The following is a 26,360-nucleotide window of genomic DNA, read 5'->3' on the forward strand; positions in this document are numbered from 1 at the left end:
GGCTCCCGCTTTTCGTTCTGAACCCTGTGCAATCCAGCGTTGTCGACTAGGCTCTAAGCACTGTTTGAATAGTGCCCACAGAACCCAGAAGAGGTGCGCCATGAGTCAGCTGCTCGAACCTTATACCCTCCGTCAATTGACCCTGCTCAACCGCATCGCCGTGTCGCCCATGTGCCAATACTCAAGCGTCGATGGCCTGGCTAATGACTGGCACCTGGTACACCTCGGCAGCCGTGCCGTCGGCGGCGCCGGGTTGATTTTCACTGAAGCCACCGCCGTGACTGCCGATGGCCGCATCACCGCCCAGGACCTGGGCTTGTGGAATGACGCACAAATCGAACCGCTGCAACGCATCACACGTTTCATTGCGGCCCAAGGCGCGGTGGCCGGCATTCAGCTGGCCCATGCCGGGCGCAAGGCCAGCACTCATCGGCCTTGGATCGGCAAGCACGGCAGCGTCAAACCGGAGGATGGCGGCTGGACGCCGGTAGGGCCATCGCCGATTGCCTTCGACCCTCAGCACACCCAGCCCAAGCCATTGGACGAGGGCCAGATTCAGCAAGTGATCGCCGATTTTGTCGCCGCCGCCAAGCGCGCGTTGACCGCAGGCTTCGAAGTGGTGGAAATCCACGCGGCCCATGGTTACCTGTTGCATCAATTTCTCTCTCCTATCAGCAACCAGCGTCAGGACCAGTACGGCGGCTCGTTCGAAAACCGCATCCGCCTGGTGCTGCAAGTGACCCAGGCCGTGCGTGAAGTCTGGCCCCAGGAGCTGCCGCTGTTTGTGCGGGTGTCGGCCACCGATTGGGTGGAAGACGGCTGGAACCCCGATGAAACCGTGGAGCTGGCGCGTCGCCTGAAGGACTTGGGGGTAGACCTGATCGACGTCTCCTCCGGTGGCACCGCCGCCAACGCCGAGATCCCCACCGGCCCCGGTTACCAGACCCGCTTCGCCGAGCGCGTGCGCAAAGAGTCGGGCATGGCCACCGGCACCGTTGGCATGATCACCGAGCCGGCCCAGGCCGAGCACATCCTGCGTACCTGCCAGGCCGATATCATCTTCCTGGCCCGAGAACTGTTGCGTGATCCGTACTGGCCGCTGCATGCCGACGATGACCTGGGCGGACGCAAGGCTATCTGGCCGGCGCAGTACCAGCGAGCTACGCACCGGGATCAGCCGATCCATGAGTCTGACTTGAGGGATTAGACCGTCGCACCAGAACCCACCCTGATCCGGTGGGTTTTTTTACGACTGCACAGTGGGAAATGACTGTAGGTATTTGTTACCGAAGAAAATATTTAAGTGATTACTCTAAAAAAGTCGCACGCTCGGCAAGAAGGTTTCTACGCTTAGGGTAAGTCTGATTTCTGGCCCAGGAAGTCAGTCGGTTTGCTCACTGAGGCATTGCGCTTCATGGGAGGCAGTTATGGGCAACGGGAGTATTTGATGGATATCAGGAGAAGCAGTCCATGGCCAGTTCCTATGGTGTAGCGGGTGTGGTGGCGTCATTTCTGGCCCGCAGGGTGTCTTTGCGTGGCCGAAGGCTGAGTTCGGATGAAGCTGAACTGCTGGCGCAATATCGCGCCCTGACCGAAAACGATCAGGTGGCGATGCGCTATTTGATTGGGGCGATGAAGAGTGTGTCGCGGTTCTGATCCGCAGGGGGAACGTTCCCACGCACGCGTGGGAACGCGGTCAATCAGGTGTACTTACGCTGGTCCGGAGCCGGCGGGAAGTACTGGTACAACCAGGTTTCACTCAAGGTGCGGTCCTGGGTGCGAATGAACAGGCGCAGTTCCACCGGCTCCACGCTGTCGCTGGTCGGGTACCAGTCAAACAGGATGCGGTAGCCCTTGATGTTATCCAGCACGAGTACGCTGAAATCTTTCACTTCGCCATGGGAGCAGGTCACCACCGGCTCGATTCCGGTGCCTGGTGGCAGGCGATCCAGGCCGCCGCCCTTGAAGTCCACGGCAAAACGGCGCGCCCACACGGGTGGGTAGTGCTCGCCCGGTGCCCAACCCTCGGTAAAGCCACCCATGCCTGAACGGGTCGCGTCGACTTGCGCCAGCGGCGTGCTCACCGGTGGCAGGGCGCTCCAATACAGCTTGTAGCCATAGTTGAGCGAGTCGCCGGCTGCCACGGGTTTTTTCGGGGTCCAGAAGGCCACGATGTTATCCAGGGTCTCGCCGGTGGTAGGAATTTCCAGCAGGTCGATGGAGCCTTCGCCCCACGCAGTGGTCGGTTCGACCCACAGGCTTGGGCGCTTGCTGTACCAGTCCACGGTGTCCTGATAGCTGGCGAACTCATGGTCGGTCTGCACCAGGCCGAAGCCTTTCGGGTCTTTGTCGGCAAAGGCGTTGAATTGCAGCTTGGCCGGGTTGTTCAGCGGGCGGCAGATCCACTCGCCGTTGCCACGCCACATGGCCAGGCGATCCGAATCGTGGATCTGCGGGTGGATGGTGTCGCACATGCGCCGTTCGTGGGTGCCGCAGCTGAACATGCTGGTCATCGGTGCGATGCCCAGTTGTTCGATGGTGGTACGTGCATTGATGTGTGCGTCGATTGCCATCACCACCTGGTTGGCCTGGCAGTCGATATCGAAACGGTAGGCACCCGTGGCGCTCGGGGAGTCGAGCAGGGCGTAGACCACAAAGCGGGTGGCGTTTTTGTCCGGGGTTTCAAACCAGAACTGCGTGAAGTCGGGGAATTCCTCGCGCTTTTTCGCGTAGGTGTCGATGGCCAGGCCACGGGCCGAAAGACCGTACTGCCCGGTGTTGTCCACCGCGCGGAAGTAGCTGGCGCCGAGAAACGACAGCACATCATGGCGGTCCAGTTCCGGCGCCTTGAACAGCTTGAAACCCGAGAAACCCAGGTCGCCGGTCAGTTGCTTGGTGTCGACCGTGGTCTTTTCATAGTTGAACAGCGACGGGCGGAAATGCACTTCGCGCGCTTCGCGGGTCTTGGGGTCGACACTGTGCATGCGCACTGGCGTCTTGAAGCCCATGCCGACGTGGAAGAACTGCACGTCCAATTGGCCGTTCAACTCCTTCCACAGTGAATGGTTGCCGTCGTAGCCGATGGCGTTGAAATTCTGCGGGGTCATGGTCGCCAGCGTCGGCGGCAGCACCTGTTTGGTGTCCTTGTAAGCGGTCCCGGCCAGTTGTTTGGCCTGGGCCTTGAGCGAGTCGAAATCGAACGCCACGGCCTTGCCATCGGCGGCACGGTTCCCGGCCCAGGCCTGGGCGGCGAGCAGGCCGCTGGCCGACAAACCGGTGTAAGCCGCAATGGCCATGGACGCTTTGAGCAAATTCCTGCGGTGCATAGAGACAACCTGTCGTGAGCAAATCCCGCGCCGTTCCTGGCACGTAGCGGATCAGAAATTACGGTTCGGACATGCCTTCGACCAAACGCAACGGACATTAAACAGACGCCGGATAGCTTAAGCGGTTCGATGACGTAGGAAAATTGATTGATGGCGGGGTGATGGCGTTGCAAGTGCGACAAGACATTTCCAATTGTCAGGCAGCCCGCTCACTACAAGTCCTCAGCTCACTTCGCCGACTGCCCGGTAAGCCTCATCAATCGCCGCATGGGCATACGCACTCCACGCCGCGTCCGAGTTGGCGATGCTCACATGCCCCACCGGCTTTTTCGCCAGGTTCATCCATGCTTCGCTCTGGTCCGCATCGTCGAACAAGCTGTTGGAGAAACTCGCATAACCGTGTGACCAGCGGTTGACAGTGATCGCCAGAATGTCGGTCTCATGGTTGAACCCACCCGGCCCGAGCATGCGTTGCAACTGGTCACGCAACTGCGCTTCCAGCTGCTCGAACGTCTGTCCATAGAGCTTGCCCCGTCCGGCGCGGGCCTGGTCGCGGGCGTTCATACCGCTGTTGGGGCTGGTGGGGACGTAGACCATGTGCAAGCCGATCGGCTGCGTCGGGTCGCGCGGGTGGTCGTAGCCGCCCGTGCTCACCGGGTAATCCAGCTTGATGCGGCTGTAGGGCTGGGTCGCCGCGTAGATTTCATGCACGCCCAACTTCTCGAACGACTGCCAATTGCGGATCACCACCTTGGTGTACACCAGCGGGTACTTCACGTTCTGGCTCAGGGCTTGGGCTTGGGTTGCGGGCAGGTCTTTCAGCAGATACGGAATCATCATGTTGTAGCAGGCCAGGATGCAGCGTTTGCCGCGCACCTGTGCAAGTTGTCCGCCACGGCTGTAGCCGATATGCACGCTGTTGCCGACGTTACGCACGCTGACCGCCGTACTGTTCAAGCGCAAGCGCACGGCCGCCTTGGGCTGGTCGAGCTTAGCGTAGTCAAACGCCGCCAGCACGATATCGTCCATGGTGTGCCCTGGCGCCACGCCCGGAATCAGGCTGCGCACCAGCAACCGCGCGACCGAGGCATTGCCATCTGGGAAGTGGTAGATGTAGGGCTCTTCCATTTCCGCTGCCGCTTCTTCGCTGATCGGCGCCAGGTTCATCCCGGCAAAGCCTGGGAAACCCACGCTATAAGCGTCAGCAGCAGCGACGGCATCGATGCTCAACGCCATGAAATCATTGGTGCGACTCTGGAAGTACTTCACTGCGCCTTCCGACAATCCTACGTTCTTGAGCAGGAAATCGCGGTAGCTGGTGGTGGCCAGGGTGTCGGCCTTTTCTTCGGCCGTCTTGCCCGGCAGGTAATCCTTGGGCGCGGTGTGCAGTTCGATCAAGGCCTGGCGGTCGGCCGCTGGCAAGGGGAAGTCATTGATGAAGTCGCGGATGGCGCGGGCATTCAACTGGTCCGGTGCAATATCGTCGGCCACCATCGGCGTCGGGTCGCCGGTCACCAGTTTGTCTTCGCCGAAGTTTTCCTTGTCGAAGAACACCCCGCGCGAAAGCCCAAGGCCTGGGTAGAACTGGCGGTCGAAGGCGGTTTCGAAGCGCTTGATATTCACCCCGAGCTTTTTCAACAACCCGTTCACTTCCTTGCTGTACAGGTGGTTGGGCGACTGGAACGCCTCGCTGCCGCCGTAGCCGATGATCATGCGGCCACCGGCCTGGAATTCATTGCGCTTGGCGTGGCCACCGAAGTCGTCGTGGTTTTCCAGGATCAGGATCTTCGCCTTGGGGTGCTTCTCGCGGTAAAACCACGCCGCCGACAAACCACTCAAGCCGCCGCCCACGACCACCAGGTCATAGTCCTCGGTGATCGGCAGTGCGTCGGTGTCGAACACCTTCTTTTCCCAGCCCATCTGGTGCGCCACTTCGAACGAGCCGGCATGGCTGCCGCGCAGGCCGGTAAGGGCAGGTGGGTAATAGCGACCGTCGGGAGCGGCTTGCAGGATTTGCAGCGGGGTCATGCCGGCGGCAATGGTGACAGCGACGCCGTTGAGGAAGTCGCGGCGGGTGATATCCATGGGGGATCCTGAAAATTATTGTTATAGGTTCCCGGCATCCAGGGAGGATGCCGGGTTAAATCGTCAGTGCTTGAACATCACATGGCGCACGGTGGTGTAGTCCTCCAGCCCGTACATGGACATGTCCTTGCCATACCCGGACAGTTTCTGGCCGCCGTGGGGCATTTCGCTGACGAGCATGAAGTGGGTGTTCACCCAGGTGCAGCCGTACTGCAGGCGTGCGGCCAAGCGGTGGGCGCGTCCTACATCGGCGGTCCACACGGATGACGCCAGGCCGTAGTCCGAATCATTGGCCCAGCCCAGTACCTGTGCTTCATCGGTGAACTTGGTTACCGAGACCACCGGCCCGAACACCTCTCGGCGCACGATTTCGTCGTCCTGCTGTGCGTCGGCCAATACCGTCGGTTCAAAGAAGAAACCATTGCCTTCCACGGCCTTGCCGCCGGTGACCAGGCGAATGTGCGACTGCGCCACGGCGCGTTCGACAAACCCGGCGACACGGTCGCGATGCTGCGCGGTAATCAATGGGCCCAGCTCGGTGGCCGGGTCATCCTGCAAGCCGTACTGGATACTGGCGACCGCCGCACCGAGCTTCTCGACAAACGCATCGTAGATATCCGCCTGCGCATAAATCCGGCAGGCCGCCGTGCAATCCTGGCCGGCGTTGTAGAAGCCAAAAGTACGAATACCTTCCACGGCGGCGTCGATGTCCGCGTCGTTGAAGATGATCACGGGCGCCTTGCCACCCAACTCCATGTGCATGCGCTTCACGCTGTCGGCGGTGCTGGAGATGATGTTTGCGCCGGTGGCGATGGAACCGGTCAACGACACCATGCGCACTTTCGGGTGGTTCACCAGCGGGCTACCGACGGTTGGCCCACGGCCGAACACCAGGTTGAGCACACCGGCCGGGAAGATTTCAGCGGCCAGTTCGACCATGCGCAGGGCGGTCAACGGGGTTTGCTCCGACGGCTTGAGCACCACGGTATTACCGGCGGCGAGGGCCGGGGCGATTTTCCAGGCGACCATCATCAGTGGGTAGTTCCACGGCGCGATGGACGCAATCACCCCCACCGGGTCGCGGCGGATCATCGAGGTATGGCCAGGCAGGTATTCGCCGCCGGCCGAGCCGCTCATGCAACGGCTGGCGCCGGCAAAGAAGCGGAATACGTCGGCAATCGCTGGAATTTCATCGTTCAGGGCGGCGCTGTAGGGCTTGCCGCAGTTGTCTGACTCCAGCTTGGCCAGCTCTTCGCCATGGGCTTCGATGACGTCCGCCAGTTTCAGCAGCAGCAGCGAACGGTCCTTGGGCGCGGTTTGCGACCAGCTTTCGAAAGCCGCATCGGCTGCGCGCACGGCGGCGTCGACCTGGGCTTCGCTGGCTTCGTTGATTTCCACCAGCACGCGGCCGAGCGCCGGGTTGAATACCGCCTGGGCCGGGCCTTCGCCCTCGACCAGTTGGCCATTGATCAGCAGTTTGGTTTGCATCGCCATGTCCTCTTCAAACAATTATTTACCGCCACTACCGGCCACGCTTTCACCGCCGCGCGTCAGGTAGTAGGCACCGAGAATCGGGAACATCGTTACCAGCATCACCAACATCGCGACCACGTTGGTCACCGGCACATCCCGTGGGCGGCTCAGTTGGTTGAGCAGCCACAACGGCAAGGTGCGTTCGTGGCCGGCGGTGAAGGTGGTGACGATGATTTCGTCGAACGACAGCGCAAAGGCGAGCATGCCGCCGGCCAGCAGCGCCGAGCCCAGGTTGGGCATGATGATGTAGCGGAAGGTCTGCCAGCCGTCCGCGCCCAGGTCCATCGAGGCTTCGATCAGGCTGTGGGAGGTGCGGCGCAAGCGGGCGATGACATTGTTGTAGACGATCACCACGCAGAAGGTCGCGTGGCCGACAATGATGGTGAACATCCCCGGCTCGATGCCCAGCGTCTTGAACGTCGCCAGCAACGCGATACCGGTGATGATCCCCGGCAGCGCAATCGGCAGGATCAGCATCAACGACACGCCTTGCTTGCCAAAGAACTCACGGCGATACAGCGCCGCCGAGGCCAGGGTGCCGAGCACCATGGCGATCAGGGTAGCGATGGCCGCAATCTGCAACGACAGCTTGATCGCTTCCAGCACGTCCGGCCGGGCGAAGGCCACGCTGAACCACTTCAACGTGAAGCCCTGTGGCGGGAAGCTGAACGCCGCTTCTTCTGTGTTGAAGGCGTAGAGGAAGATGATCAGGATCGGGAAATGGAGAAAAACCAGTCCACCCCAAGCTGCGATCTTCAGACCCATGGAAGATTTTTCAGAGTGCATCGAAGGCCCCCAGGCGTTTGACGATGGACAGGTAAACCGCGATCAGCACGATCGGCACCAGAGTGAACGCCGCCGCCATGGGCATGTTGCCGATGGCGCCTTGCTGGGCGTAGACCATGCCGCCGACGAAGTAACCCGGCGGGCCTACCAGCTGCGGCACGATGAAGTCGCCCAGGGTCAGCGAGAAGGTGAAGATGGAACCGGCGGCAATCCCCGGAATCGACAGCGGCAGGATCACCTGCATGAACGTCTGGCGCGGCTTGGCGCCCAAATCCGCCGACGCTTGCAGCAATGAGGGCGGCAAACGTTCCAGGGACGCCTGGATCGGCAGAATCATGAACGGCAGCCAGATGTAGACAAACACCATGAAGCGCCCCAGGTGCGAGGTGCTCAAGGTGCTGCCGCCCACGCCGGGAATGCCCAGCACGAACTGCAACACCGGCTCCAAACCCAAGTGCTGCACGAACCATTGCGCCACGCCGCCCTTGGCCAGCAGCAAGGTCCAGGCATACGCCTTGACGATGTAGCTGGCCCACATCGGCATCATCACCGCAATGTAGAAGAACGCCTTGGTCTTGCCCGTGGTGTAGCGCGCCATGTAGTAGGCGATCGGGAAGGCGACGACGGCACTTGCGATCGACACCACAATCGCCATGCTCAGGGTGCGCACGATGATGTCGAAGTTCGACGGCTGGAACAGCGCGGCGAAGTTGGCCAGGGTCAGGTCCGGGGTGACCGCCATGGTGAAGTCATCAAACGTATAGAAACCTTGCCAGAGCAGGGTCAGCAGCGAACCAAGGTAGATCGCGCCGAACCAGATCAGCGGCGGCACCAGCAGCATCGCCAGGTAGAGGTTGGGCTTGCGGTACAGCAGGTTGGAAAACCTGCGCATCGGCGGTTGGGAAAGGGCCAGGCTCATGTCACACCTCGCCTGCGATGTCGGTCAGCGGCACCATGGCTTCACGGGCCCAGCGAGCGGTGATGGACTGGCCGACCTGATGGCCGCTGCTGATGTCCAGCCATTGGTTGTTGGCCTGGCTGATGTTCAGCGCCTGGCCGTTTTCCAGTTTCAGTTCATAGCGAGTGGCGCTGCCCTGGTATTGGATATCGTGGAGCAGACCGCTGATTTCCACTTCGCCAGCGCCCAACGGGCCTTCGGCAAAGCGCACATGTTCCGGGCGGATCGAGAAGGGTTGTGCAGTGCCGCTGAGGCGCTGGGCCAGCTCGCCACGAATCACGTTGGAGGTGCCGACAAACTCAGCGACAAACGACGTGGCCGGTTTCATATAGAGGTTGCGCGGGGTGTCGACCTGCTCGATGCGGCCTTTATTGAACACGGCGACGCGATCGGACATCGACAGCGCTTCGGTCTGGTCGTGGGTCACGAAGATAAAGGTGATGCCCAACTGGCGTTGCAGCTTTTTCAGCTCGCTTTGCATCTGTTCGCGCAGCTTGAGGTCGAGGGCGCCCAGGGGTTCGTCCAGCAGCAGCACCCGTGGACGATTGACCAGGGCGCGGGCCAGGGCCACACGCTGGCGCTGGCCGCCGGAGAGTTGCACCGGCTTGCGGTCGCCGTAGCCGCCGAGGGCGACCATGGCCAGCGCCTCTTCGGCACGGTTCAGGCGTTCCGCCTTGCCCACGCCCTTGACCTTGAGGCCGTAGGCCACGTTGTCGCGCACATTCATATGGGGGAACAGCGCGTAATCCTGGAACACGGTGTTCACATCGCGCTGATAGGGCGGCAAGCCGGCGGCTTCCTCGCCATGGATACGGATCGAGCCTGCGCTCGGCTGCTCAAACCCGGCGATCAAGCGCAGGCAGGTGGTCTTGCCCGAGCCGGAAGGGCCGAGCATGGAAAAGAACTCGCCGTCCTGGATGTCGATGGAAACCCGGTCAACGGCTTTCACTTCGCCGAACTGACGGGAAACGTGGGTGAATTGGACTGCAAGCGTCATGGTGCGGTGCTCCAAAAAGGCGCGGGTCGTCGCAGCGGCCCGGCCTGGACTTCTGAAAAAACGAGGATGCATGGGTGCTGCGCTGAAACGGTGAAAATCGGGCCTTTGTGGTGAGCGGGCTTGCCCCGCGCAGGGCAAGCCTGCTCACCACAAGAAGCAGTCTCTGCAGGGACCCTTAGCGGCCGCCCATGATCGCGATGTAATCCTGGGTCCAGCGGCTGTACGGCACGAACTTGCCGCCTTCAGCCTGCGGGGTTTTCCAGAAGGCGATCTTGTCGAACTGGTCGAAACCGTTGGTCTTGCAGCCTTCGGCGCCGAGCAATTCGCTTTCCTTGCACGCCGCAGGCACCGCCGGCAGCGAACCGAACCAGGCGGCAACGTCGCCCTGGACCTTCGGCTGCAGCGACCAATCCATCCACTTGTAGGCGCAGTTCGGGTGCTTGGCCTCGGCGTGCAACATGGTGGTGTCGGCCCAGCCGGTGGCGCCTTCCTTTGGAATGGTCGAGGCAATCGGCTGTTTCTCGTTCTGCAGACCGTTGACCTGATACGGCCAGGCGCTGGAGGCCACTACGCCTTCATTCTTGAAGTCACTCATTTGCACGGTGGTGTCGTGCCAGTAGCGGTGGATCAGCGGCTGTTGCGCGCGCAGCAATTCGAGCACGGCCTTGTACTGGGTTTCAGTCAGTTCATAGGGGTTCTGGATGCCCAGTTCCGGCTGGGTCGACTTGAGGTACAGCGCCGCGTCGGCGATGTAGATCGGGCCGTCATACGCCTGCACGCGACCTTTGTTCGGCTTGCCGTCCGGCAGGTTTTGCGCCTCGAACAGCACATTCCAGCTGGTGGGCGCGGTCTTGAACACGTTGGTGTTGTACATCAACACGTTCGGGCCCCACTGGTACGGGGTGCCATAGGTTTGCTGGCCGACTACGTACCACGGCGCATCTTTCAGGCGCGGGTCAATGTTCTTCCAGTTGGGGATCAGCGAGGTGTTGATCGGCTGCACACGTTTGCCGACGATCAGCCGCAGCGACGCATCGCCCGACGCGGTGACCAGGTCATACCCGCCCTTGGCCATCAGGCTGACCATTTCGTCAGAGGTGGCGGCGGTTTTCACGTTGACCTTGCAGCCGGTTTCCTTCTCGAAACCGCTGACCCAGTCGTAGGCCTTGTCGCTTTCGCCACGTTCGATGTAACCGGGCCAGGCGACGATATCCAACTGGCCTTCACCGGCGCCTACGGCTTTGAGCGGTTCGGCGGCCTGGAGGCTGGCGCTGGCCAGCAGTGCAGTGGTCAGGGCACTGAGCAGTGCGGTCTTGTGCGCAGACATGGGGGTTCCCTCTTCTTTAATTATGGTCGGGGCAGTGTTTGAAGCCGGTAACGCAACAGCTTAGTTGTTGTTTTAAAGATGCTGGCCGTGGCGAGCCATGATGTGGCGCACCACGCTGTAGTCCTGCAGCGAATCGCTGGACAGATCCTTCCCATAACCCGAGCGCTTCAAGCCGCCGTGGGGCATTTCGCTGACCAGCATGAAATGGCTGTTGATCCAGGTGCAGCCGTATTGCAGGCGCGCCGCCACCTGCATGGCCTTGTCCAGGTTCTGGGTCCACACCGAGGAGGCCAGGCCGTATTCGGAGTCGTTGGCCCAGTCCACCGCCTGTTCCAGCTCGTCGAAGCGCGTCACGGTGACCACCGGGCCGAACACCTCGCGCTGCACGATTTCATCGTTCTGTTTACAGCCGGCGAGCAAGGTCGGCTGGTAATAGAAGCCCGCGCCGGAATGCACAGCGGCGCCGGTGATGCGTTCGATATGCGGCTGGCCGAGGGCGCGTTCGACAAAACTGGCGACGCGGTCGCGCTGACGCGTGCTGATCAGCGGGCCGAGCTCATTGTCGGCATCGCGCTTGCCGGCAAAACGCAGGCTGCTGACCGCCGCGCCCAGCTCAGCCACCAGTTTGTCGTGGATCCCGGCCTGGGCGTAGATGCGGCACGCGGCGGTGCAGTCCTGGCCGGCGTTGTAATAGCCGTAGGCGCGCACGCCCTCGACCACAGCTTGCAAGTCGGCGTCGTTGCACACGATCACCGGCGCCTTGCCGCCCAATTCCAGGTGTGTGCGTTTGAGGGTTTTGGAGGCGGCTTGCAGGATTTTCTGCCCGGTGACGATATCGCCGGTCAGCGAGACCATGCGCACCTTGGGGTGACTGACCAAGTGACTGCCGACGCCTTCGCCGCCGCCACACAGAATGTTGATCACGCCACGTGGCAGCAGCTCTTTAAGCACGGGCGCCAGGGCCAGGATCGACAGCGGCGTGTGTTCCGACGGTTTGAACACCAAAGTATTACCGGCAGCCAGGGCCGGGGCGATCTTCCACGCGGCCATCATCAACGGGTAGTTCCACGGGGCAATCGAGGCCACTACGCCAATCGGATCGCGACGCACCATGCTGGTGTAACCGGGCAGGTATTCACCGCTCAACTGCCCGGTCTGGCAACGCACGGCCCCGGCAAAGAAGCGGAATACATCGATGGTGGCACTCAAGTCATCCTGGCGGGCCAAGTGCAACGGCTTGCCGCAGTTCAGGGATTCGAGGCGGGCCAGGTAGTCAGCTTGTTTTTCGATGGCGTCGGCGATGCCGAGCAGGATGTTCGAACGCTGCTGCGGCGTGGTGCGCGACCAGCCGGCAAAGGCGCGGTGGGCGGCGAGGATCGCGGTTTCGACCTGCTCGGTGCTGGCTTCGGCGATCTGGGTGAGCACTTCACCGGTGGCCGGGTTGAGGATCGGCTCGGCAAACCCCTGGCCCTGGACCAGTTCGCCGTCGATCAGCAACGCAGTGAGCAGCGGGGTGGACGCGCCGGACATTTTTCGCGATCTCTTTTCTTGTGTGGCCATGGGCGTTCTCTTACAAGGCGCCTGACCTTCTCTTATGGGATGAACAGAGACTAGAGGTCAGGCGCGAGGTCAACAAATACTAAATACTGAATGCAGCATTCGATTAAATAGATGGCTTGCGTGGGTGCGGCTGTTCGCGGGCCACCGTCAGGAACGGGTCCACCAGCGCCGGACGTGCGGTGCCACGGCGCCAGGCCAGGCCGACGTCGAGGGTCTGGCTGAGGTCGGCAATCGGCCGGGCTTCAATGATGTCGCCTTCAAGCGACCAAGGCCGGTAGGTCATGTCCGGCTGGATCGACACGCCGAGGCCCGCGGCCACCAGGCTGCGCACGGCTTCGGTGGAGGCGGTGCGCAACGTCACGCGCGGTTGCAGGCCTGCGCCGGTCCACATGCGCTGGGCGTTGTGGCCCATTTCATCCACATTCAGCTGGATCAGCGGTTCACGCGCCACATCGGCCAGGTTGATGCTGTCGTGTTCCAGCAGTGGATGCTGTGCCGGTAGCCACAAGCGGTGCGGGGAGTGGGTGAGGACTTCGGTCTGCAGGGCGTGTCGGTCTTCGAGGTTGGAGAGGATCAGCACGCCCACATCGATTTCGCCACTGACCAGCAAATGCTCGATGTACGGACGCTCATCCTCCATCACGCGGATTTCCACATTGGGGTAGGCGCGCTGGAATCGCGTCAGCAGATCAGCGAGGTAATAACCGGCCACCAGGCTGGTCACACCGATGATCAGCTGCCCGGCTACTTGATCAGTGCTCTGTTGCAGGCTGCGTTTGGCGTTGTCGACGGTGGCAAGGATCAGGTGCGCCTGGCGCAGGAATTGATGGCCCTGGTGGGTCAGGGTCATGCCCTTTGCATGGCGGTTAAACAGGTTGACGCCGATTTCCTGCTCCAATTGCTGGATCGCCAGGGTCAACGTGGACTGGGAAATGAACGCGGTCTGCGCGGCGGCGGAGATCGAGCCGGTCTCCGCCACGGCGATAAAATGCCGGATTTGACGCAAGGTCATCATGCTGGAATTACCAGTGGGGTGTTTTTATAGATTTGTTCGAGTGTATATCGATTTAAGCGAAGGGCGACCGCGTTACATCTGGAAGCACTCTAGATCGTGGTTTTTTGGCACTTAGTTTTACGCTGGGGGCCTATTGGTCCTATGAACCCTAGTGTCTGGAGGCTACGAATGAATACCCGTGGATTGCTCGATCAGTTGCTCAAGTCTGGCCAGGACATGCTGCAAAACAAAGCGGGCGGCCAGCGTAAGCAGGACGATAAAGGTGCGCTGGGCGGTTTGCTCGGCGGTGGCGGCCTGGGCAGCCTGCTCGGCGGCGCGGGCGGCGGTGCTTTGGCTGCCGGCGCCATGGGCATGCTGCTCGGCAACAAGAAGGCACGCAAATTCGGCGGCAAGGCCCTGACCTACGGCGGTTTGGCGGCACTGGGCGTGATTGCCTACAAAGCCTACGGCAACTGGCAAGCCAACCAGGCCAATGCCCCTCAGGGCGAGCCGCAGACCATTGATCGCCTGCCGCCGGCCCAGGTCGAGCAACACAGCCAAGGCATCCTCAAGGCGTTGGTCGCGGCCGCCAAGGCCGACGGCCATGTGGACGAACGCGAGCGCGAATTGATCGAAGGCGAATTCACCAAGCTGGACAACGACCGCGAACTGCAAAACTGGCTGCACGCCGAACTCAACAAACCCCTCGACCCGGCCGACGTAGCACGGGCTGCCGGCACGCCGGAAATGGCCGCCGAGATGTACATCGCCAGCGTGATGCTGGTAGACGAGGAAAACTTCATGGAGAAGGCCTACCTCGACGAACTGGCGCGCCAGCTGAAACTGGAGCCGGGTTTGAAGCTGGAACTGGAAAAACAGGTGCGCCAAGCGACGCTCTGACCCCATCGCTTTATCGAAAACACCCCGGATGCCATAAAGGCCCGGGGTGTTTTTGCATTCTGTGAGTGCTACATCAAAACCCGTTGATAAATGAGGGCTTCTGCTCAGCTATACTCCCCGACATTTGATCGGCCCTTCGAGGAATTACTGTGAAGAACTGGACCTTGCGCCAACGGATCTTGGCAAGCTTTGCGGTCATTATCGCCATCATGCTGTTAATGGTTGTGGTCTCCTATTCACGGTTGCTGAAGATCGAAGCCAGCCAGGAAGCCGTCCGGGACGACGCGGTGCCGGGGGTCTATCTCAGTTCGATGATCCGTAGTGCATGGGTCGACAGCTATTTGGAGACCATCGATATCATTGGTCTGCGCGACGAAAAAAGCCTTACCAATTCGGACAAGTCCGACTACAAGTCCTTCGAGGCGCGTATTGCGCAGCAGATGGCCAACTACGAAAAAACCATTCATGGTCAGGCCGACCGTATGGAGTTCGACAACTTCAAGGCCGCGCATATCACCTACAACAAGGTGCTGGCGCAACTGCTGGAGCGCGTCGAGGCCGATGACCTGCCAGGTGCACGTACGTTGTTGGAAGAGCAATTGACGCCGATCTGGACCGAAGGGCGCATGAAGCTCAACGACATCATTACCGAAAACAAGAACGTCTCCGACCGCGCCACCGCGGCGATCGACGAATCGGTGTTGTCGGCCAAGATCAGTATGGCCGTGTCGCTCGCCGTCGCCATCCTCGCCGCCGGCCTGTGCGGTCTGTTGCTGATGCGCGCGATCATGGCGCCGATGCAGCGTATCGTCGACATCCTCGAAACCATGCGCGACGGCGATTTGAGCAAACGCTTGAACCTGGAGCGCAAGGATGAGTTCGGCGCCGTCGAAACCGGCTTCAACGACATGATGACCGAGCTGACGGCCCTGGTGTCCCAGGCCCAGCGTTCATCGGTGCAGGTCACCACCTCGGTGACCGAGATTGCTGCCACCTCCAAGCAGCAACAGGCCACCGCCACTGAAACCGCTGCGACTACCACCGAAATCGGCGCCACCTCCCGCGAAATCGCGGCCACGTCCAAGGACCTGGTGCGCACCATGACCGAAGTGTCCACCGCCGCCGACCAGGCTTCGGTGGCCGCCGGTTCCGGCCAGCAAGGCCTGGCGCGCATGGAAGAAACCATGCACTCGGTGATGGGCGCCGCCGACCTGGTCAACGCCAAGCTGGCGATCCTCAATGAGAAGGCCGGCAACATCAACCAAGTGGTGGTGACCATCGTCAAGGTTGCTGACCAGACCAACCTGCTGTCGCTCAACGCCGCGATCGAGGCCGAGAAGGCCGGTGAATATGGACGCGGTTTTGCCGTGGTGGCCACCGAAGTGCGTCGCTTGGCCGACCAGACGGCCGTGGCCACCTACGACATTGAGCAGATGGTGCGCGAGATCCAGTCGGCGGTGTCCGCTGGCGTGATGGGCATGGACAAGTTCTCCGAAGAAGTGCGTCGCGGCATGTTTGAAGTGCAGCAAGTGGGCGAGCAGTTGTCGCAGATCATTCATCAGGTACAGGCCCTGGCGCCGCGCGTGTTGATGGTCAACGAAGGCATGCAGGCCCAGGCCACCGGCGCCGAGCAGATCAACCACGCCCTTGTGCAACTGGGCGATGCCAGCAGCCAGACTGTCGAGTCCCTGCGCCAGGCCAGCTTTGCCATTGACGAGCTGAGCCAGGTGGCGGTCGGTCTGCGCAGCGGCGTGTCGCGTTTCAAAGTCTGATGAGCGACCTCGCGGCTAAACGCGGCGCCGTCTCGGCAGCGAAAAAGGCGTTGTTCCTGGTGTTCCACATCGGCAACGAACGTTACGCCCTCAAGGCCACCGAAGTGGCCGAGGTGCTGCCGCGCCTGCCTTTGAAACCCATCGCCCATGCGCCGCTGTGGGTGGCGGGCATTTTTGCCCACCGTGGCGCGCTGGTGCCTGTGATCGACCTCAGTGCCTTGACCTTTGGCACTGCCGCCCAGGCGCGCACCAGCACACGGCTGGTGCTGGTCAATTACCAGCCTGAGCCGTGGATTGAAGCGCGCTGGCTGGGACTGATCCTGGAGCAGGCCACCGACACGTTGCGTTGCGACCCGGCGGAGTTTCAGCCCTATGGCCTCGACAACCGCCAGGCGCCGTACTTGGGGCCGGTGCGTGAAGACGCGTTGGGCTTGATGCAATGGATCGGCGTGAATGACCTGCTCACCGATGAGGTGCGTGCCGTGCTGTTTTCTGCCGAGCTGAACCTATGAGCAGCGATCCGCGTTTCTTTGCCTTCCTTAAAGAGCGCATCGGCCTGGATGTCGCGTCGGTGGGCGAAGCTATCATCGAGCGCGCGTTGCGCCAGCGTAGCCAGGCCGTCAATGCGCAGACGGCCGGCGAGTACTGGCAGCACCTGCAAAGTTCCGAGGATGAGCAGCAGGCGCTGATCGAAGCGGTAATCGTCCCGGAAACCTGGTTTTTCCGGTACCCCGAATCATTTGCGACCCTGGCCCGCTTGGCCAAGGCGCGGCTGATCGAAATCAAGCAGATGCGCGCACTGCGTATCCTCAGCCTGCCGTGCTCCACCGGTGAAGAGCCTTATTCGATTGCCATGGCATTACTGGACGCTGGCCTCGCGCCACACCAGTTCAAGGTGCTGGGCCTGGATGTCAGCCCGCTGTCGGTGGAGCGTGCGCGGCGCGGGGTGTATGGCAAGAACTCGTTTCGCGGTGGCGATATTGCCTTTCGCGACCGCCATTTCACCGAGTATGGCGACGGTTACCACATTGCCGACCGTGTGCGCGAACAGGTGCGCCTGCAAGTGGGCAACTTGCTTGATCCGGGCTTGCTGGCGAATGAGGCGAGCTACGACTTCGTGTTCTGCCGCAACCTGCTGATCTATTTCGACCAGCCGACGCAGAAGCAGGTTTTCGATGTGCTCAAGGGCCTGACCCATTTGGACGGCGTGCTGTTTATCGGCCCGGCCGAGGGCAGCTTGCTGGGGCGCCATGGCATGCGCTCAATTGGGGTGCCGCAGTCGTTTGCATTCAGTCGGCATGCCGAGCCGGTAATACCTGCGCCCGTGTTTGTGCCGATTGCCGCGCCTATCCCGCAACGCAGTGCGGCGCCGATTCCGAGCAAGCCACGGCCGTTCAGCACGGCCAGCGCTCAAGTGGTGCCGATCAAGGCGCCGCACAGCGATGCGGGCGACCTGCTCAGCCGCATCGCCACCCTGGCCAATGAAGGCAAGAGTGCCGAAGCCCGCGCCGCGTGCGAACAGTATCTGAGCAACCACCCGCCGGCTGCCCAGGTGTTCTACTGGCTCGGGTTGTTGAGTGATGTGGCCGGCAGTGCCCTGGAGGCCCAGGGTTATTATCGAAAAGCCTTGTACCTGGAACCCCAGCACCCGCAGGCCTTGATGCACCTGGCCGCGTTGCTCGAATCCCAGGGCGACAGTGCGGGAGCGCGCCGCTTGCAGGCGCGGGCTGCCCGTAGCGAGCGAGCTGACAGTGAGTCCAAACGATGAGTAACACCGAGGCGCTCGACACCGCAGGCCTGGACCTGACCCTGGCCGACACCCAAGCCATCGACGACTGCTGGAACCGCATCGGCATCCATGGCGACAAATCCTGCCCGCTGTTGGCAGACCATATCCATTGCCGCAACTGCTCGGTGTACTCGGCGGCAGCCACGCGCTTGCTGGACCGCTACGCCTTGCAGCAGGACGCGCATCGCCCGCATGCCGCTGTCGAGCTGGGCGAAGATGTGGTCACCCGTTCGTTGCTGATGTTCCGCCTCGGCGAAGAATGGCTGGGCATTGCCACCCGTTGCCTGGTGGAAGTCGCGCCGTTGCAACCGATACATTCCCTGCCGCACCAACGCTCGCGCGCCTTGCTCGGCGTGGCCAATGTGCGGGGTGCGCTGGTGGCGTGCCTGTCGCTGGTGGAGCTGCTGGGCCTGGATGTCACCAGCAACGGCGCCAGCGGCGGCCGCATCATGCCGCGCATGCTGATCATTGCCGCACAGGATGGCCCGGTGGTGGTGCCGGTGGATGAAGTCGACGGGATCCACGCCATCGATGAGCGCACCTTGAAGGCGGCTTCGGCCTCCGGCACCCAGGCCAGCGCGCGCTACACCCAAGGCGTGTTGCAGTGGAAAGGTCGCAGCCTGCGTTGGCTGGACGAGGTGCAATTGTTGTCTGCCGTGACCCGGAGCCTCACATGACCCCCGACCAGATGCGCGATGCCTCGCTGCTGGAGCTGTTCAGCCTGGAAGCCGACGCGCAGACCCAGGTGCTGAGCGCGGGCCTGCTGGCCCTGGAACGCAACCCCACCCAGGCCGATCAGCTTGAAGCCTGCATGCGCGCCGCTCACTCGCTCAAGGGGGCGGCGCGTATCGTCGGGGTCGACGCCGGGGTCAGCGTGTCCCATGTGATGGAAGATTGCCTGGTCAGCGCCCAGGAAAGCCGCCTGTACCTGCAACCCGAACATATTGATGCGTTGCTGCAAGGCACCGACCTGCTGATGCGCATCGCCACGCCCGGCAATAACGTGGGGCCAACGGATATCGAAGCCTATGTGGCGTTGATGGAGCGCCTGTTGGGCCCGTCCCAGGCGCCGGTCAAGCCTGTGGCGCCGCCGCCAGATCCTGTACCTGTCGTTGAAGAACTGCCGCCGGAACCCGAGCCTGCGCCGCCGGTGGTTGCCGAGCCGCCGCGCCAGAACAAACGCATGACCGAAGGCGGCGAGCGCGTGCTGCGGGTAACCGCCGAGCGCTTGAACAGCCTCTTGGACCTGTCGAGCAAATCCTTGGTGGAAACCCAGCGGCTCAAGCCGTATCTGGCCAGCCTGCAGCGCCTCAAGCGCATTCAAAGCCAGAGCGTGCGGGCCCTGGATGCGCTGGACGGGCAACTCAAGACCCAAAATCTGAACCTGGAAGCTCAAGAGGCGCTGGCCGACACCCGCCGCCTGCTCAGCGAAGCCCAGGCCCTGCTGACGGAAAAAACCGCCGAGCTGGACGAGTTTGGCTGGCAGGCCGGGCAGCGCGCCCAGGTGCTCTACGACACCGCGCTGGCCTGCCGCATGCGCCCGTTTGCCGATGTGCTGGCCGGGCAAGTGCGCATGGTGCGCGACCTTGGCCGCAGCCTCGGCAAACAGGTACGCCTGGAGATCGAGGGCGAAAAGACCCAGGTCGACCGTGACGTGCTGGAAAAACTCGAAGCGCCGCTCACCCATTTGTTGCGCAATGCGGTCGACCACGGCATCGAAATGCCTGAGCAACGCCTGCTCGCAGGCAAGCCGGCTGAAGGCCTGATCCGCCTGCGCGCGTCCCACCAGGCCGGCTTGCTGGTGCTGGAATTGAGCGATGACGGTAATGGCGTCGACCTGGAACGCCTGCGCGGCACCATCGTCGACCGGCATCTGTCGCCGCTGGAAACCGCCCTGCGCCTGAGCGAAGAAGAGTTGCTGGCGTTCCTGTTCCTGCCGGGGTTCAGCCTGCGTGACAAGGTCACCGAAGTCTCCGGGCGCGGCGTCGGCCTGGACGCGGTGCAGCATATGGTCCGCCAGCTGCGCGGCGCGGTGGTGCTGGAGCAGAAGGCGGGGCAGGGCAGCCGCTTCCACCTGGAGGTGCCATTGACCCTGTCGGTGGTGCGCAGCCTGGTGGTGGAAGTCGGCGAAGAAGCCTACGCCTTTCCGCTGGCCCACATTGAGCGCATGTGCGACCTGGCGCCGGACGATATCGTGCAACTGGAAGGTCGCCAGCATTTCTGGCATGAGGGCCGGCATGTTGGCCTGGTCGCCGCCAGCCAGTTGTTGCAGCGCCCGACGGGGCAGAGTCAGTCGGACACCTTGAAGGTCGTGGTGATCCGCGAGCGTGATGCGGTGTATGGGATTGCCGTGGAGCGTTTTATCGGCGAGCGTACCCTGGTGGTGCTGCCGCTGGATGATCGCCTGGGCAAGGTCCAGGATATTTCCGCTGGCGCGTTGCTGGATGACGGCTCGGTGGTGCTGATCGTCGATGTCGAAGATATGCTGCGTTCGGTGGACAAACTGCTCAACACCGGCCGCCTGGAACGTATCGCGCGGCGTAGCCAACAAGCCACTGAGGCACCGCGTAAACGCGTGTTGGTGGTGGACGACTCGCTGACCGTGCGTGAACTGCAACGTAAATTGTTACTTAATCGTGGTTATGAAGTGGCCGTGGCGGTCGATGGCATGGACGGCTGGAACGCCTTGCGCTCCGAAGACTTTGACCTGTTGATCACTGATATTGATATGCCTCGTATGGACGGTATTGAATTGGTCACACTCTTGCGCCGAGACAGTCGCCTGCAATCGCTGCCGGTGATGGTGGTGTCCTACAAGGATCGCGAAGAAGACCGACGTCGTGGACTGGACGCCGGCGCCGACTATTATTTAGCCAAAGCCAGTTTCCATGATGATGCCCTGCTGGATGCCGTGGTGGAACTGATCGGAGGCGCGCGGGCATGAGGATTGCGATCGTCAATGACATGCCCCTGGCAGTGGAGGCCTTGCGCCGCGCCTTGAGCTTCGAGCCCGCGCATCAAGTGGTCTGGGTGGCCGCCAATGGCCTCGAAGCGGTGCAGCGCTGTGCCGAGCTGACGCCGGACCTGATCCTGATGGACCTGATCATGCCGGTGATGGACGGCGTGGAAGCCACCCGCCAAATCATGGCCGAGACCCCATGCGCCATTGTGATTGTGACCGTCGACCGCCAGGCCAACGTCAGCCGGGTATTTGAAGCCATGGGCCACGGCGCGTTGGACGTGGTGGACACACCGCCCCTCGGCGTGGGTAACCCCAAGGATGCAGCGGCGCCGCTGCTGCGCAAGATCCTCAATATCGGCTGGCTGATCGGCCAGCGCGGCAGCCGCGTACGTGCCGAAACCGTTGCGCCGCGAATGACCGGTAAACGCCAGAGCCTGGTGGCCATCGGTTCATCGGCCGGAGGTCCGGCTGCCCTGGAAATCCTGCTCAAGGGCTTGCCCCGGGACTTTCCCGCCGCCATTGTGCTGGTGCAGCATGTGGACCAAGTGTTTGCCGCCGGCATGGCCGAGTGGCTGGGCAGCGCCTCCGGCCTGCCGGTGCGCCTGGCCCGTGAAGGCGAACCCCCGCAAAGTGGCGTGGTGCTGCTGGCCGGCACCAACCACCACATTCGTTTGCTGAAAAATGGCACGCTGGCCTATACCGCAGAGCCGGTGAACGAGATTTACCGGCCTTCGATCGACGTGTTTTTCGAAAGCGTGGCCAGCCATTGGAATGGCGATGCCGTCGGCGTGCTGCTGACCGGCATGGGGCGTGACGGGGCCCAGGGCCTCAAGTTGCTGCGTGAACAAGGTTATTTGACCATCGCCCAGGATCAGCAAAGCTCGGCGGTGTATGGCATGCCCAAAGCGGCGGCGGCAATTGATGCTGCTGTTGAAATTCGCCCACTGGATAGAATTGCGCCCCGATTGCTGGAGGTCTTTGCAAAATGAACATGACCTCCCGCGGTGCTGGCTGGCAGGTAGTAATTCAGGTGACTGCACATGAATGATTTACAGATCGACGACATCAAGACCGACGAAAATGCCGCCATGGTTTTGCTGGTCGACGACCAGGCCATGATCGGCGAAGCCGTGCGACGCGGCCTGGCCCATGAAGAAAATATCGACTTCCACTTCTGCGCCGACCCACACCAGGCGATTGCCCAGGCGATCCGCATCAAGCCGACCGTGATCCTGCAGGATCTGGTGATGCCCGGCCTCGACGGCCTGACCTTGGTGCGCGAATACCGCAATCACCCGGCCACCGCGAATATCCCGATTATCGTGTTGTCCACCAAAGAAGATCCGCTGATCAAGAGCGCGGCTTTTTCTGCCGGGGCCAATGATTACCTGGTCAAGCTGCCGGACAACATCGAATTGGTGGCGCGCATTCGCTACCACTCGCGGTCCTACATGACCCTGTTGCAGCGGGATGCGGCTTATCGTGCGCTGCGGGTCAGCCAGCAACAGTTGCTGGACACCAATCTGGTACTGCAACGGCTGATGAACTCCGATGGCCTGACCGGGTTGTCCAACCGTCGTCACTTTGATGAATACCTGGAGCTGGAGTGGCGTCGGGCCATGCGTGATCAGACTCAGTTGTCGTTGTTGATGATTGATGTGGATTTCTTCAAGACCTATAACGACAGTTTTGGGCACGTTGAGGGTGACGAAGCCTTGCGCAAGGTGGCGGCGACCATTCGTGAGGCGAGCAGTCGGCCTTCGGATTTGCCGGCGCGCTATGGAGGGGAGGAGTTTGCCCTGGTGCTGCCTAATACCTCGCCGGGCGGTGCGCGGTTGGTGGCTGAGAAGCTGCGCATGGCGGTGGCTGCGTTGAAGATTCCGCATAACGCGCCGACTGAGGGGTCGAGCCTGACGATTAGCATTGGGTTGTCGACCATGACGCCGCAGCAGGGGACGGATTGCCGGCAGGTGATCTTGGCGGCGGATAAGGGGTTGTATACGGCTAAGCATAATGGGCGGAATCAGGTGGGGATTGAGTAGCGCGTTTTTGAGTACATATCCGTTGCTTCGGTAACGGCTGCTATTGGTTCCGCTCTTACAGCGGGTCACTTTTTGAAAAGCGCAAAAAGTAACCAAAAACGCTTCGCCGGTATGACTCACCCACATGGGTTACAAATCAGTTCACGCACATAGGTAACAGTTTTTAACTGGCAGATCCAATTCAGCTCTGGCTCTGGCTTTGCTTTAGATCTTGATTTTGATCTTAGGCGCCCCGTCAAACACGCTGGCCGGAATTCGGCAGGGATTTGGGGGGTAAACCGGCAGGGATGCCGGTTTAGCCGCCCCGCGCCATGGATGGCGCGTGGCGGCGGCCCCCCAAATCACTGTCGGATTACGGGCACACCGAGCTTAGGCGAGGTGCCGAGTGTTGGGGCAAGAGCCTTTTGCTTACTTTTGGGCTCTTTTCAAAAGTGAGCCGCTGTAAGAGCGGAACCAATAGCGGCCGTTACCGCAGCAATGGATATGTCCCCCGTATAACCCAACCCACCCCAACCCCACGCCTTTTCGCCCAGCGGACTGCCGCTCCCCCCCATTTCCCGTTATACTCGCCGGCTTTCAAAAGTTCGCCAACGAGTGCTGCCCGCCATGGAAATCAACCCGATCCTTAACACCATCAAGGACCTGTCCGAGCGCTCCGAAACTATTCGGGGGTATCTTTGACTACGATCAAAAGCATGAGCGTCTGACCGAAGTCAATCGCGAGCTTGAAGATCCTGCTGTCTGGAACAAACCTGAATACGCCCAGGAACTGGGCCGCGAGCGCGCTGCGCTGGCGCAGATCGTCGATACCCTCGACGAACTGAACACCGGTCTGGCCGATTGCCGTGACCTGCTGGACATGGCCGTCGAAGAAAACGACGAAGGCGCAGTGGGCGATGTTGTCGCCGAACTGGCCCGTCTAGAGGAAAACCTCGCCAAACTCGAATTCCGCCGCATGTTCAGCCACGAGATGGACCCGAACAACGCTTACCTGGACATCCAGGCCGGTTCCGGTGGCACCGAGGCCCAGGACTGGGCCAACATCCTGCTGCGCATGTACCTGCGCTGGGCAGACAAACGCGGTTTCGAAGCGACCATCATGGAACTGTCCGCCGGTGAAGTTGCCGGTATCAAGGGCGCGACCGTGCACATCAAGGGCGAATACGCCTTTGGCTGGTTGCGCACCGAGATCGGCGTACACCGCCTGGTACGCAAGAGCCCGTTCGACTCCGGCAACCGTCGCCACACTTCGTTCTCTGCGGTGTTCGTCTCGCCAGAGATCGACGACAAAGTCGAGATCGAGATCAACCCGGCCGACCTGCGCATCGACACCTACCGCTCCTCCGGTGCCGGTGGTCAGCACGTAAACACCACCGACTCGGCCGTCCGTATCACCCACGTACCGACCAACACCGTGGTCAGCTGCCAGAACGAACGTTCCCAGCACGCCAACAAAGACACCGCCATGAAAATGCTGCGGGCCAAGTTGTACGAGCAGGAAATGCAGAAACGCAACGCCGCGTCACAAGCGCTGGAAGACACCAAGTCGGATATCGGCTGGGGTCACCAGATCCGCTCTTATGTGCTCGATGCGTCGCGGATCAAGGATCTGCGCACTAACATCGAACGCAGTGACTGTGACAAGGTGCTCGATGGCGACATCGACGAGTATCTGGAAGCCAGCCTGAAATCAGGCCTGTAACACCCCAATTCTGTGATGGAAAATTTAAAGACATGAGCGACCAACAACTCGACCAGGCCCTGCAACAGGAAGAAAACTCCCTGATCGCCCTGCGCAAGGAAAAGCTTGCTGCCGAGCGCGCCAAGGGCAATGCCTTCCCCAACGACTTCCGCCGCGAAAACTACTGCGATGCCTTGCAGAAGCAGTACGCGGACAAGACCAAGGAAGAGCTGGCAGAGGCTGCGATCCCGGTCAAGGTGGCAGGTCGCATCATGCTCAACCGTGGCTCGTTCATGGTGATCCAGGACATGACCGGTCGCATCCAGGTCTACGTCAACCGCAAGACCTTGCCGGAAGAAACCCTGGCCTCGGTGAAAACCTGGGACATGGGCGACATCATCGCCGCCGAAGGCACCCTGGCCCGTTCCGGCAAGGGCGACCTGTATGTGGAAATGACCAACGTGCGCCTGCTGACCAAGTCGCTGCGCCCGCTGCCGGACAAGCACCACGGCCTGACCGACACCGAACAGCGCTACCGCCAGCGCTACGTTGACCTGATCGTCAACGAAGACGTGCGCCACACCTTCCGTGTGCGCTCGCAAGTGATCGCGCACATCCGTACCTTCCTGATGCAGCGCGACTTCCTGGAAGTGGAAACCCCGATGCTGCAAACCATCCCGGGTGGTGCCGCAGCCAAGCCGTTCGAAACCCACCACAACGCGCTGGACATGGAAATGTTCCTGCGTATCGCGCCGGAGCTGTACCTCAAGCGTCTTGTTGTGGGCGGCTTCGAAAAAGTGTTCGAGATCAACCGCAACTTCCGTAACGAAGGCGTTTCTACTCGTCACAACCCAGAATTCACCATGTTGGAGTTCTACCAGGCCTACGCCGATTACGAAGACAACATGGACCTGACCGAAGAACTGTTCCGCGAACTGGCGCAGCTGGTCCTGGGCAGCACCGACGTGCCGTACGGCGACAAGGTGTTCCACTTCGGCGAGCCGTTCGTGCGTCTGTCGGTGTTCGATTCGATCCTCAAGTACAACCCTGAGTTGACTGCTGACGACCTGAACGATATCGACAAGGCCCGTGCCATCGCCAAGAAAGCCGGTGCCAAGGTGCTGGGCTTCGAAGGCCTGGGCAAACTGCAGGTAATGATTTTCGAAGAGCTGGTCGAGCATAAGCTGGAGCAGCCGCACTTCATTACCCAGTACCCGTTCGAAGTGTCGCCGCTGGCCCGTCGCAACGATGACAACCCGAACGTCACCGACCGTTTCGAGCTGTTCATCGGCGGCCGCGAAATCGCCAACGCCTACTCCGAGTTGAACGACGCGGAAGACCAGGCCGAGCGCTTCATGGCCCAGGTGGCCGACAAGGACGCCGGTGACGACGAAGCCATGCACTACGATGCCGACTTCGTCCGCGCCCTGGAATACGGCATGCCGCCAACGGCCGGTGAAGGTATCGGCATCGACCGTCTGGTGATGCTGTTGACCAACTCGCCGTCGATCCGCGACGTGATCTTGTTCCCGCACATGCGGCCGCAAGCGTAACCGAAGCGAAATCCGAAGCCGCCTTTTATAAGGCGGCTTTTTTATGTGGCGTCAATAAGCGTCAAGCAAACAGCGCCAGGTTTTGATCTATTCAA

Annotated in this window: 21 protein-coding genes; 12 read left to right on the forward strand and 9 right to left on the reverse strand. The window is 61.4% G+C overall.

The genetic code is table 11. The features are described 5' to 3' along the window. Nucleotides 1–100 precede the first annotated feature (100 nt). Both ACP7EW_RS11070 and ACP7EW_RS11075 read left to right on the forward strand, forming a co-directional pair. A complete protein-coding gene (locus ACP7EW_RS11070; protein WP_033899937.1) occupies nt 101–1,207 on the forward strand; it encodes an NADH:flavin oxidoreductase/NADH oxidase in 1,107 nt (368 codons plus the stop codon). Nucleotides 1,208–1,470: 263 nt separating this feature from the next. After that, nucleotides 1,471–1,656, forward strand: a complete 186-nt coding sequence (locus ACP7EW_RS11075; protein WP_133074470.1) for a hypothetical protein — start codon at nt 1,471–1,473, stop codon at nt 1,654–1,656. Between the two features lie 44 nt (nt 1,657–1,700). Here the strand turns inward: ACP7EW_RS11075 and ACP7EW_RS11080 are convergent, their stop codons facing one another. The 9 genes from ACP7EW_RS11080 to ACP7EW_RS11120 all read right to left on the reverse strand — a co-directional run bounded on the left by ACP7EW_RS11080 (nt 1,701) and on the right by ACP7EW_RS11120 (nt 13,587). Further along, the gene (locus ACP7EW_RS11080; protein ID WP_033899943.1) at nt 1,701–3,326 is read right to left on the reverse strand and encodes a glucan biosynthesis protein D; all 1,626 of its coding nucleotides are present in this window, start codon (nt 3,324–3,326) and stop codon (nt 1,701–1,703) included. Between the two features lie 222 nt (nt 3,327–3,548). Beyond that, the gene (locus ACP7EW_RS11085; protein ID WP_426217024.1) at nt 3,549–5,411 is read right to left on the reverse strand and encodes an NAD(P)-binding protein; all 1,863 of its coding nucleotides are present in this window, start codon (nt 5,409–5,411) and stop codon (nt 3,549–3,551) included. Nucleotides 5,412–5,474: 63 nt separating this feature from the next. Beyond that, nucleotides 5,475–6,899: a gamma-aminobutyraldehyde dehydrogenase gene (locus tag ACP7EW_RS11090; protein WP_038849307.1), complete on the reverse strand. Its 1,425-nt coding sequence runs from the start codon at nt 6,897–6,899 to the stop codon at nt 5,475–5,477. A 21-nt stretch (nt 6,900–6,920) separates the two neighbouring features. Further along, nucleotides 6,921–7,730, reverse strand: a complete 810-nt coding sequence (locus ACP7EW_RS11095) for an ABC transporter permease (RefSeq protein WP_012722540.1) — start codon at nt 7,728–7,730, stop codon at nt 6,921–6,923. Then, nucleotides 7,720–8,649, reverse strand: coding sequence for an ABC transporter permease (locus tag ACP7EW_RS11100; RefSeq protein ID WP_016977918.1), 930 nt, complete (start codon nt 8,647–8,649; stop codon nt 7,720–7,722). The genes ACP7EW_RS11095 and ACP7EW_RS11100 overlap by 11 nt, the downstream gene beginning before the upstream one ends. Nucleotide 8,650: 1 nt before the next feature. Further along, nucleotides 8,651–9,685, reverse strand: coding sequence for an ABC transporter ATP-binding protein (locus tag ACP7EW_RS11105; RefSeq protein WP_426217027.1), 1,035 nt, complete (start codon nt 9,683–9,685; stop codon nt 8,651–8,653). Between the two features lie 175 nt (nt 9,686–9,860). Continuing rightward, nucleotides 9,861–11,012, reverse strand: coding sequence for a putative ABC transporter substrate-binding protein YdcS (gene ydcS, locus ACP7EW_RS11110; protein WP_426217029.1), 1,152 nt, complete (start codon nt 11,010–11,012; stop codon nt 9,861–9,863). Between the two features lie 72 nt (nt 11,013–11,084). Continuing rightward, on the reverse strand, nt 11,085–12,542 hold the full coding sequence (locus ACP7EW_RS11115) for a gamma-aminobutyraldehyde dehydrogenase (protein WP_426217031.1): 1,458 nt from the start codon (nt 12,540–12,542) through the stop codon (nt 11,085–11,087). 133 nt (nt 12,543–12,675) lie between these two features. Next, nucleotides 12,676–13,587, reverse strand: coding sequence for a LysR family transcriptional regulator (locus ACP7EW_RS11120; RefSeq protein WP_003209548.1), 912 nt, complete (start codon nt 13,585–13,587; stop codon nt 12,676–12,678). A 168-nt stretch (nt 13,588–13,755) separates the two neighbouring features. On the opposite strand from ACP7EW_RS11120, the gene ACP7EW_RS11125 reads away from it, so the two are divergent. From ACP7EW_RS11125 to lysS, 10 genes are all read left to right on the forward strand, one after another. Further along, on the forward strand, nt 13,756–14,466 hold the full coding sequence (locus ACP7EW_RS11125) for a tellurite resistance TerB family protein (RefSeq protein ID WP_426217033.1): 711 nt from the start codon (nt 13,756–13,758) through the stop codon (nt 14,464–14,466). A 149-nt stretch (nt 14,467–14,615) separates the two neighbouring features. After that, nucleotides 14,616–16,238, forward strand: a complete 1,623-nt coding sequence (locus tag ACP7EW_RS11130; protein ID WP_426217035.1) for a methyl-accepting chemotaxis protein — start codon at nt 14,616–14,618, stop codon at nt 16,236–16,238. Next, the gene (locus ACP7EW_RS11135; protein WP_426217037.1) at nt 16,238–16,750 is read left to right on the forward strand and encodes a chemotaxis protein CheW; all 513 of its coding nucleotides are present in this window, start codon (nt 16,238–16,240) and stop codon (nt 16,748–16,750) included. Before ACP7EW_RS11130 ends, ACP7EW_RS11135 begins: the two co-directional genes overlap by 1 nt. Then, entirely contained in the window at nt 16,747–18,006 is a 1,260-nt protein-coding gene (locus ACP7EW_RS11140) for a CheR family methyltransferase (RefSeq protein ID WP_426217039.1), read from the forward strand. The genes ACP7EW_RS11135 and ACP7EW_RS11140 overlap by 4 nt, the downstream gene beginning before the upstream one ends. After that, nucleotides 18,003–18,704, forward strand: coding sequence for a chemotaxis protein CheW (locus ACP7EW_RS11145; RefSeq protein ID WP_033899964.1), 702 nt, complete (start codon nt 18,003–18,005; stop codon nt 18,702–18,704). Before ACP7EW_RS11140 ends, ACP7EW_RS11145 begins: the two co-directional genes overlap by 4 nt. After that, nucleotides 18,701–20,971 carry a hybrid sensor histidine kinase/response regulator gene (locus ACP7EW_RS11150; protein WP_426217041.1) on the forward strand — a complete coding sequence of 757 codons (2,271 nt, stop codon included), beginning with the start codon at nt 18,701–18,703 and terminating at the stop codon, nt 20,969–20,971. The genes ACP7EW_RS11145 and ACP7EW_RS11150 overlap by 4 nt, the downstream gene beginning before the upstream one ends. Next, on the forward strand, nt 20,968–21,978 hold the full coding sequence (locus ACP7EW_RS11155; protein ID WP_033899968.1) for a chemotaxis response regulator protein-glutamate methylesterase: 1,011 nt from the start codon (nt 20,968–20,970) through the stop codon (nt 21,976–21,978). Before ACP7EW_RS11150 ends, ACP7EW_RS11155 begins: the two co-directional genes overlap by 4 nt. Nucleotides 21,979–22,029: 51 nt before the next feature. Further along, a complete protein-coding gene (locus ACP7EW_RS11160) occupies nt 22,030–23,031 on the forward strand; it encodes a diguanylate cyclase domain-containing protein (protein WP_033899969.1) in 1,002 nt (333 codons plus the stop codon). 606 nt (nt 23,032–23,637) lie between these two features. Beyond that, nucleotides 23,638–24,733 (forward strand): peptide chain release factor 2 gene (prfB, locus tag ACP7EW_RS11165; protein ID WP_100215725.1). Its coding sequence is split into 2 segments (ribosomal slippage): nt 23,638–23,709 and nt 23,711–24,733, totalling 1,095 coding nucleotides; the frame shifts between segments, so codons are not numbered across the junction. A gap of 32 nt (nt 24,734–24,765) precedes the next feature. Beyond that, nucleotides 24,766–26,265: a lysine--tRNA ligase gene (gene lysS / locus ACP7EW_RS11170; RefSeq protein WP_028619117.1), complete on the forward strand. Its 1,500-nt coding sequence runs from the start codon at nt 24,766–24,768 to the stop codon at nt 26,263–26,265. Nucleotides 26,266–26,360 lie beyond the last annotated feature (95 nt).

The organism is Pseudomonas sp. DWRC2-2 (assembly GCF_049897885.1).
Classification (GTDB): Bacteria; Pseudomonadota; Gammaproteobacteria; order Pseudomonadales; family Pseudomonadaceae; genus Aquipseudomonas; species Aquipseudomonas azotoformans_A.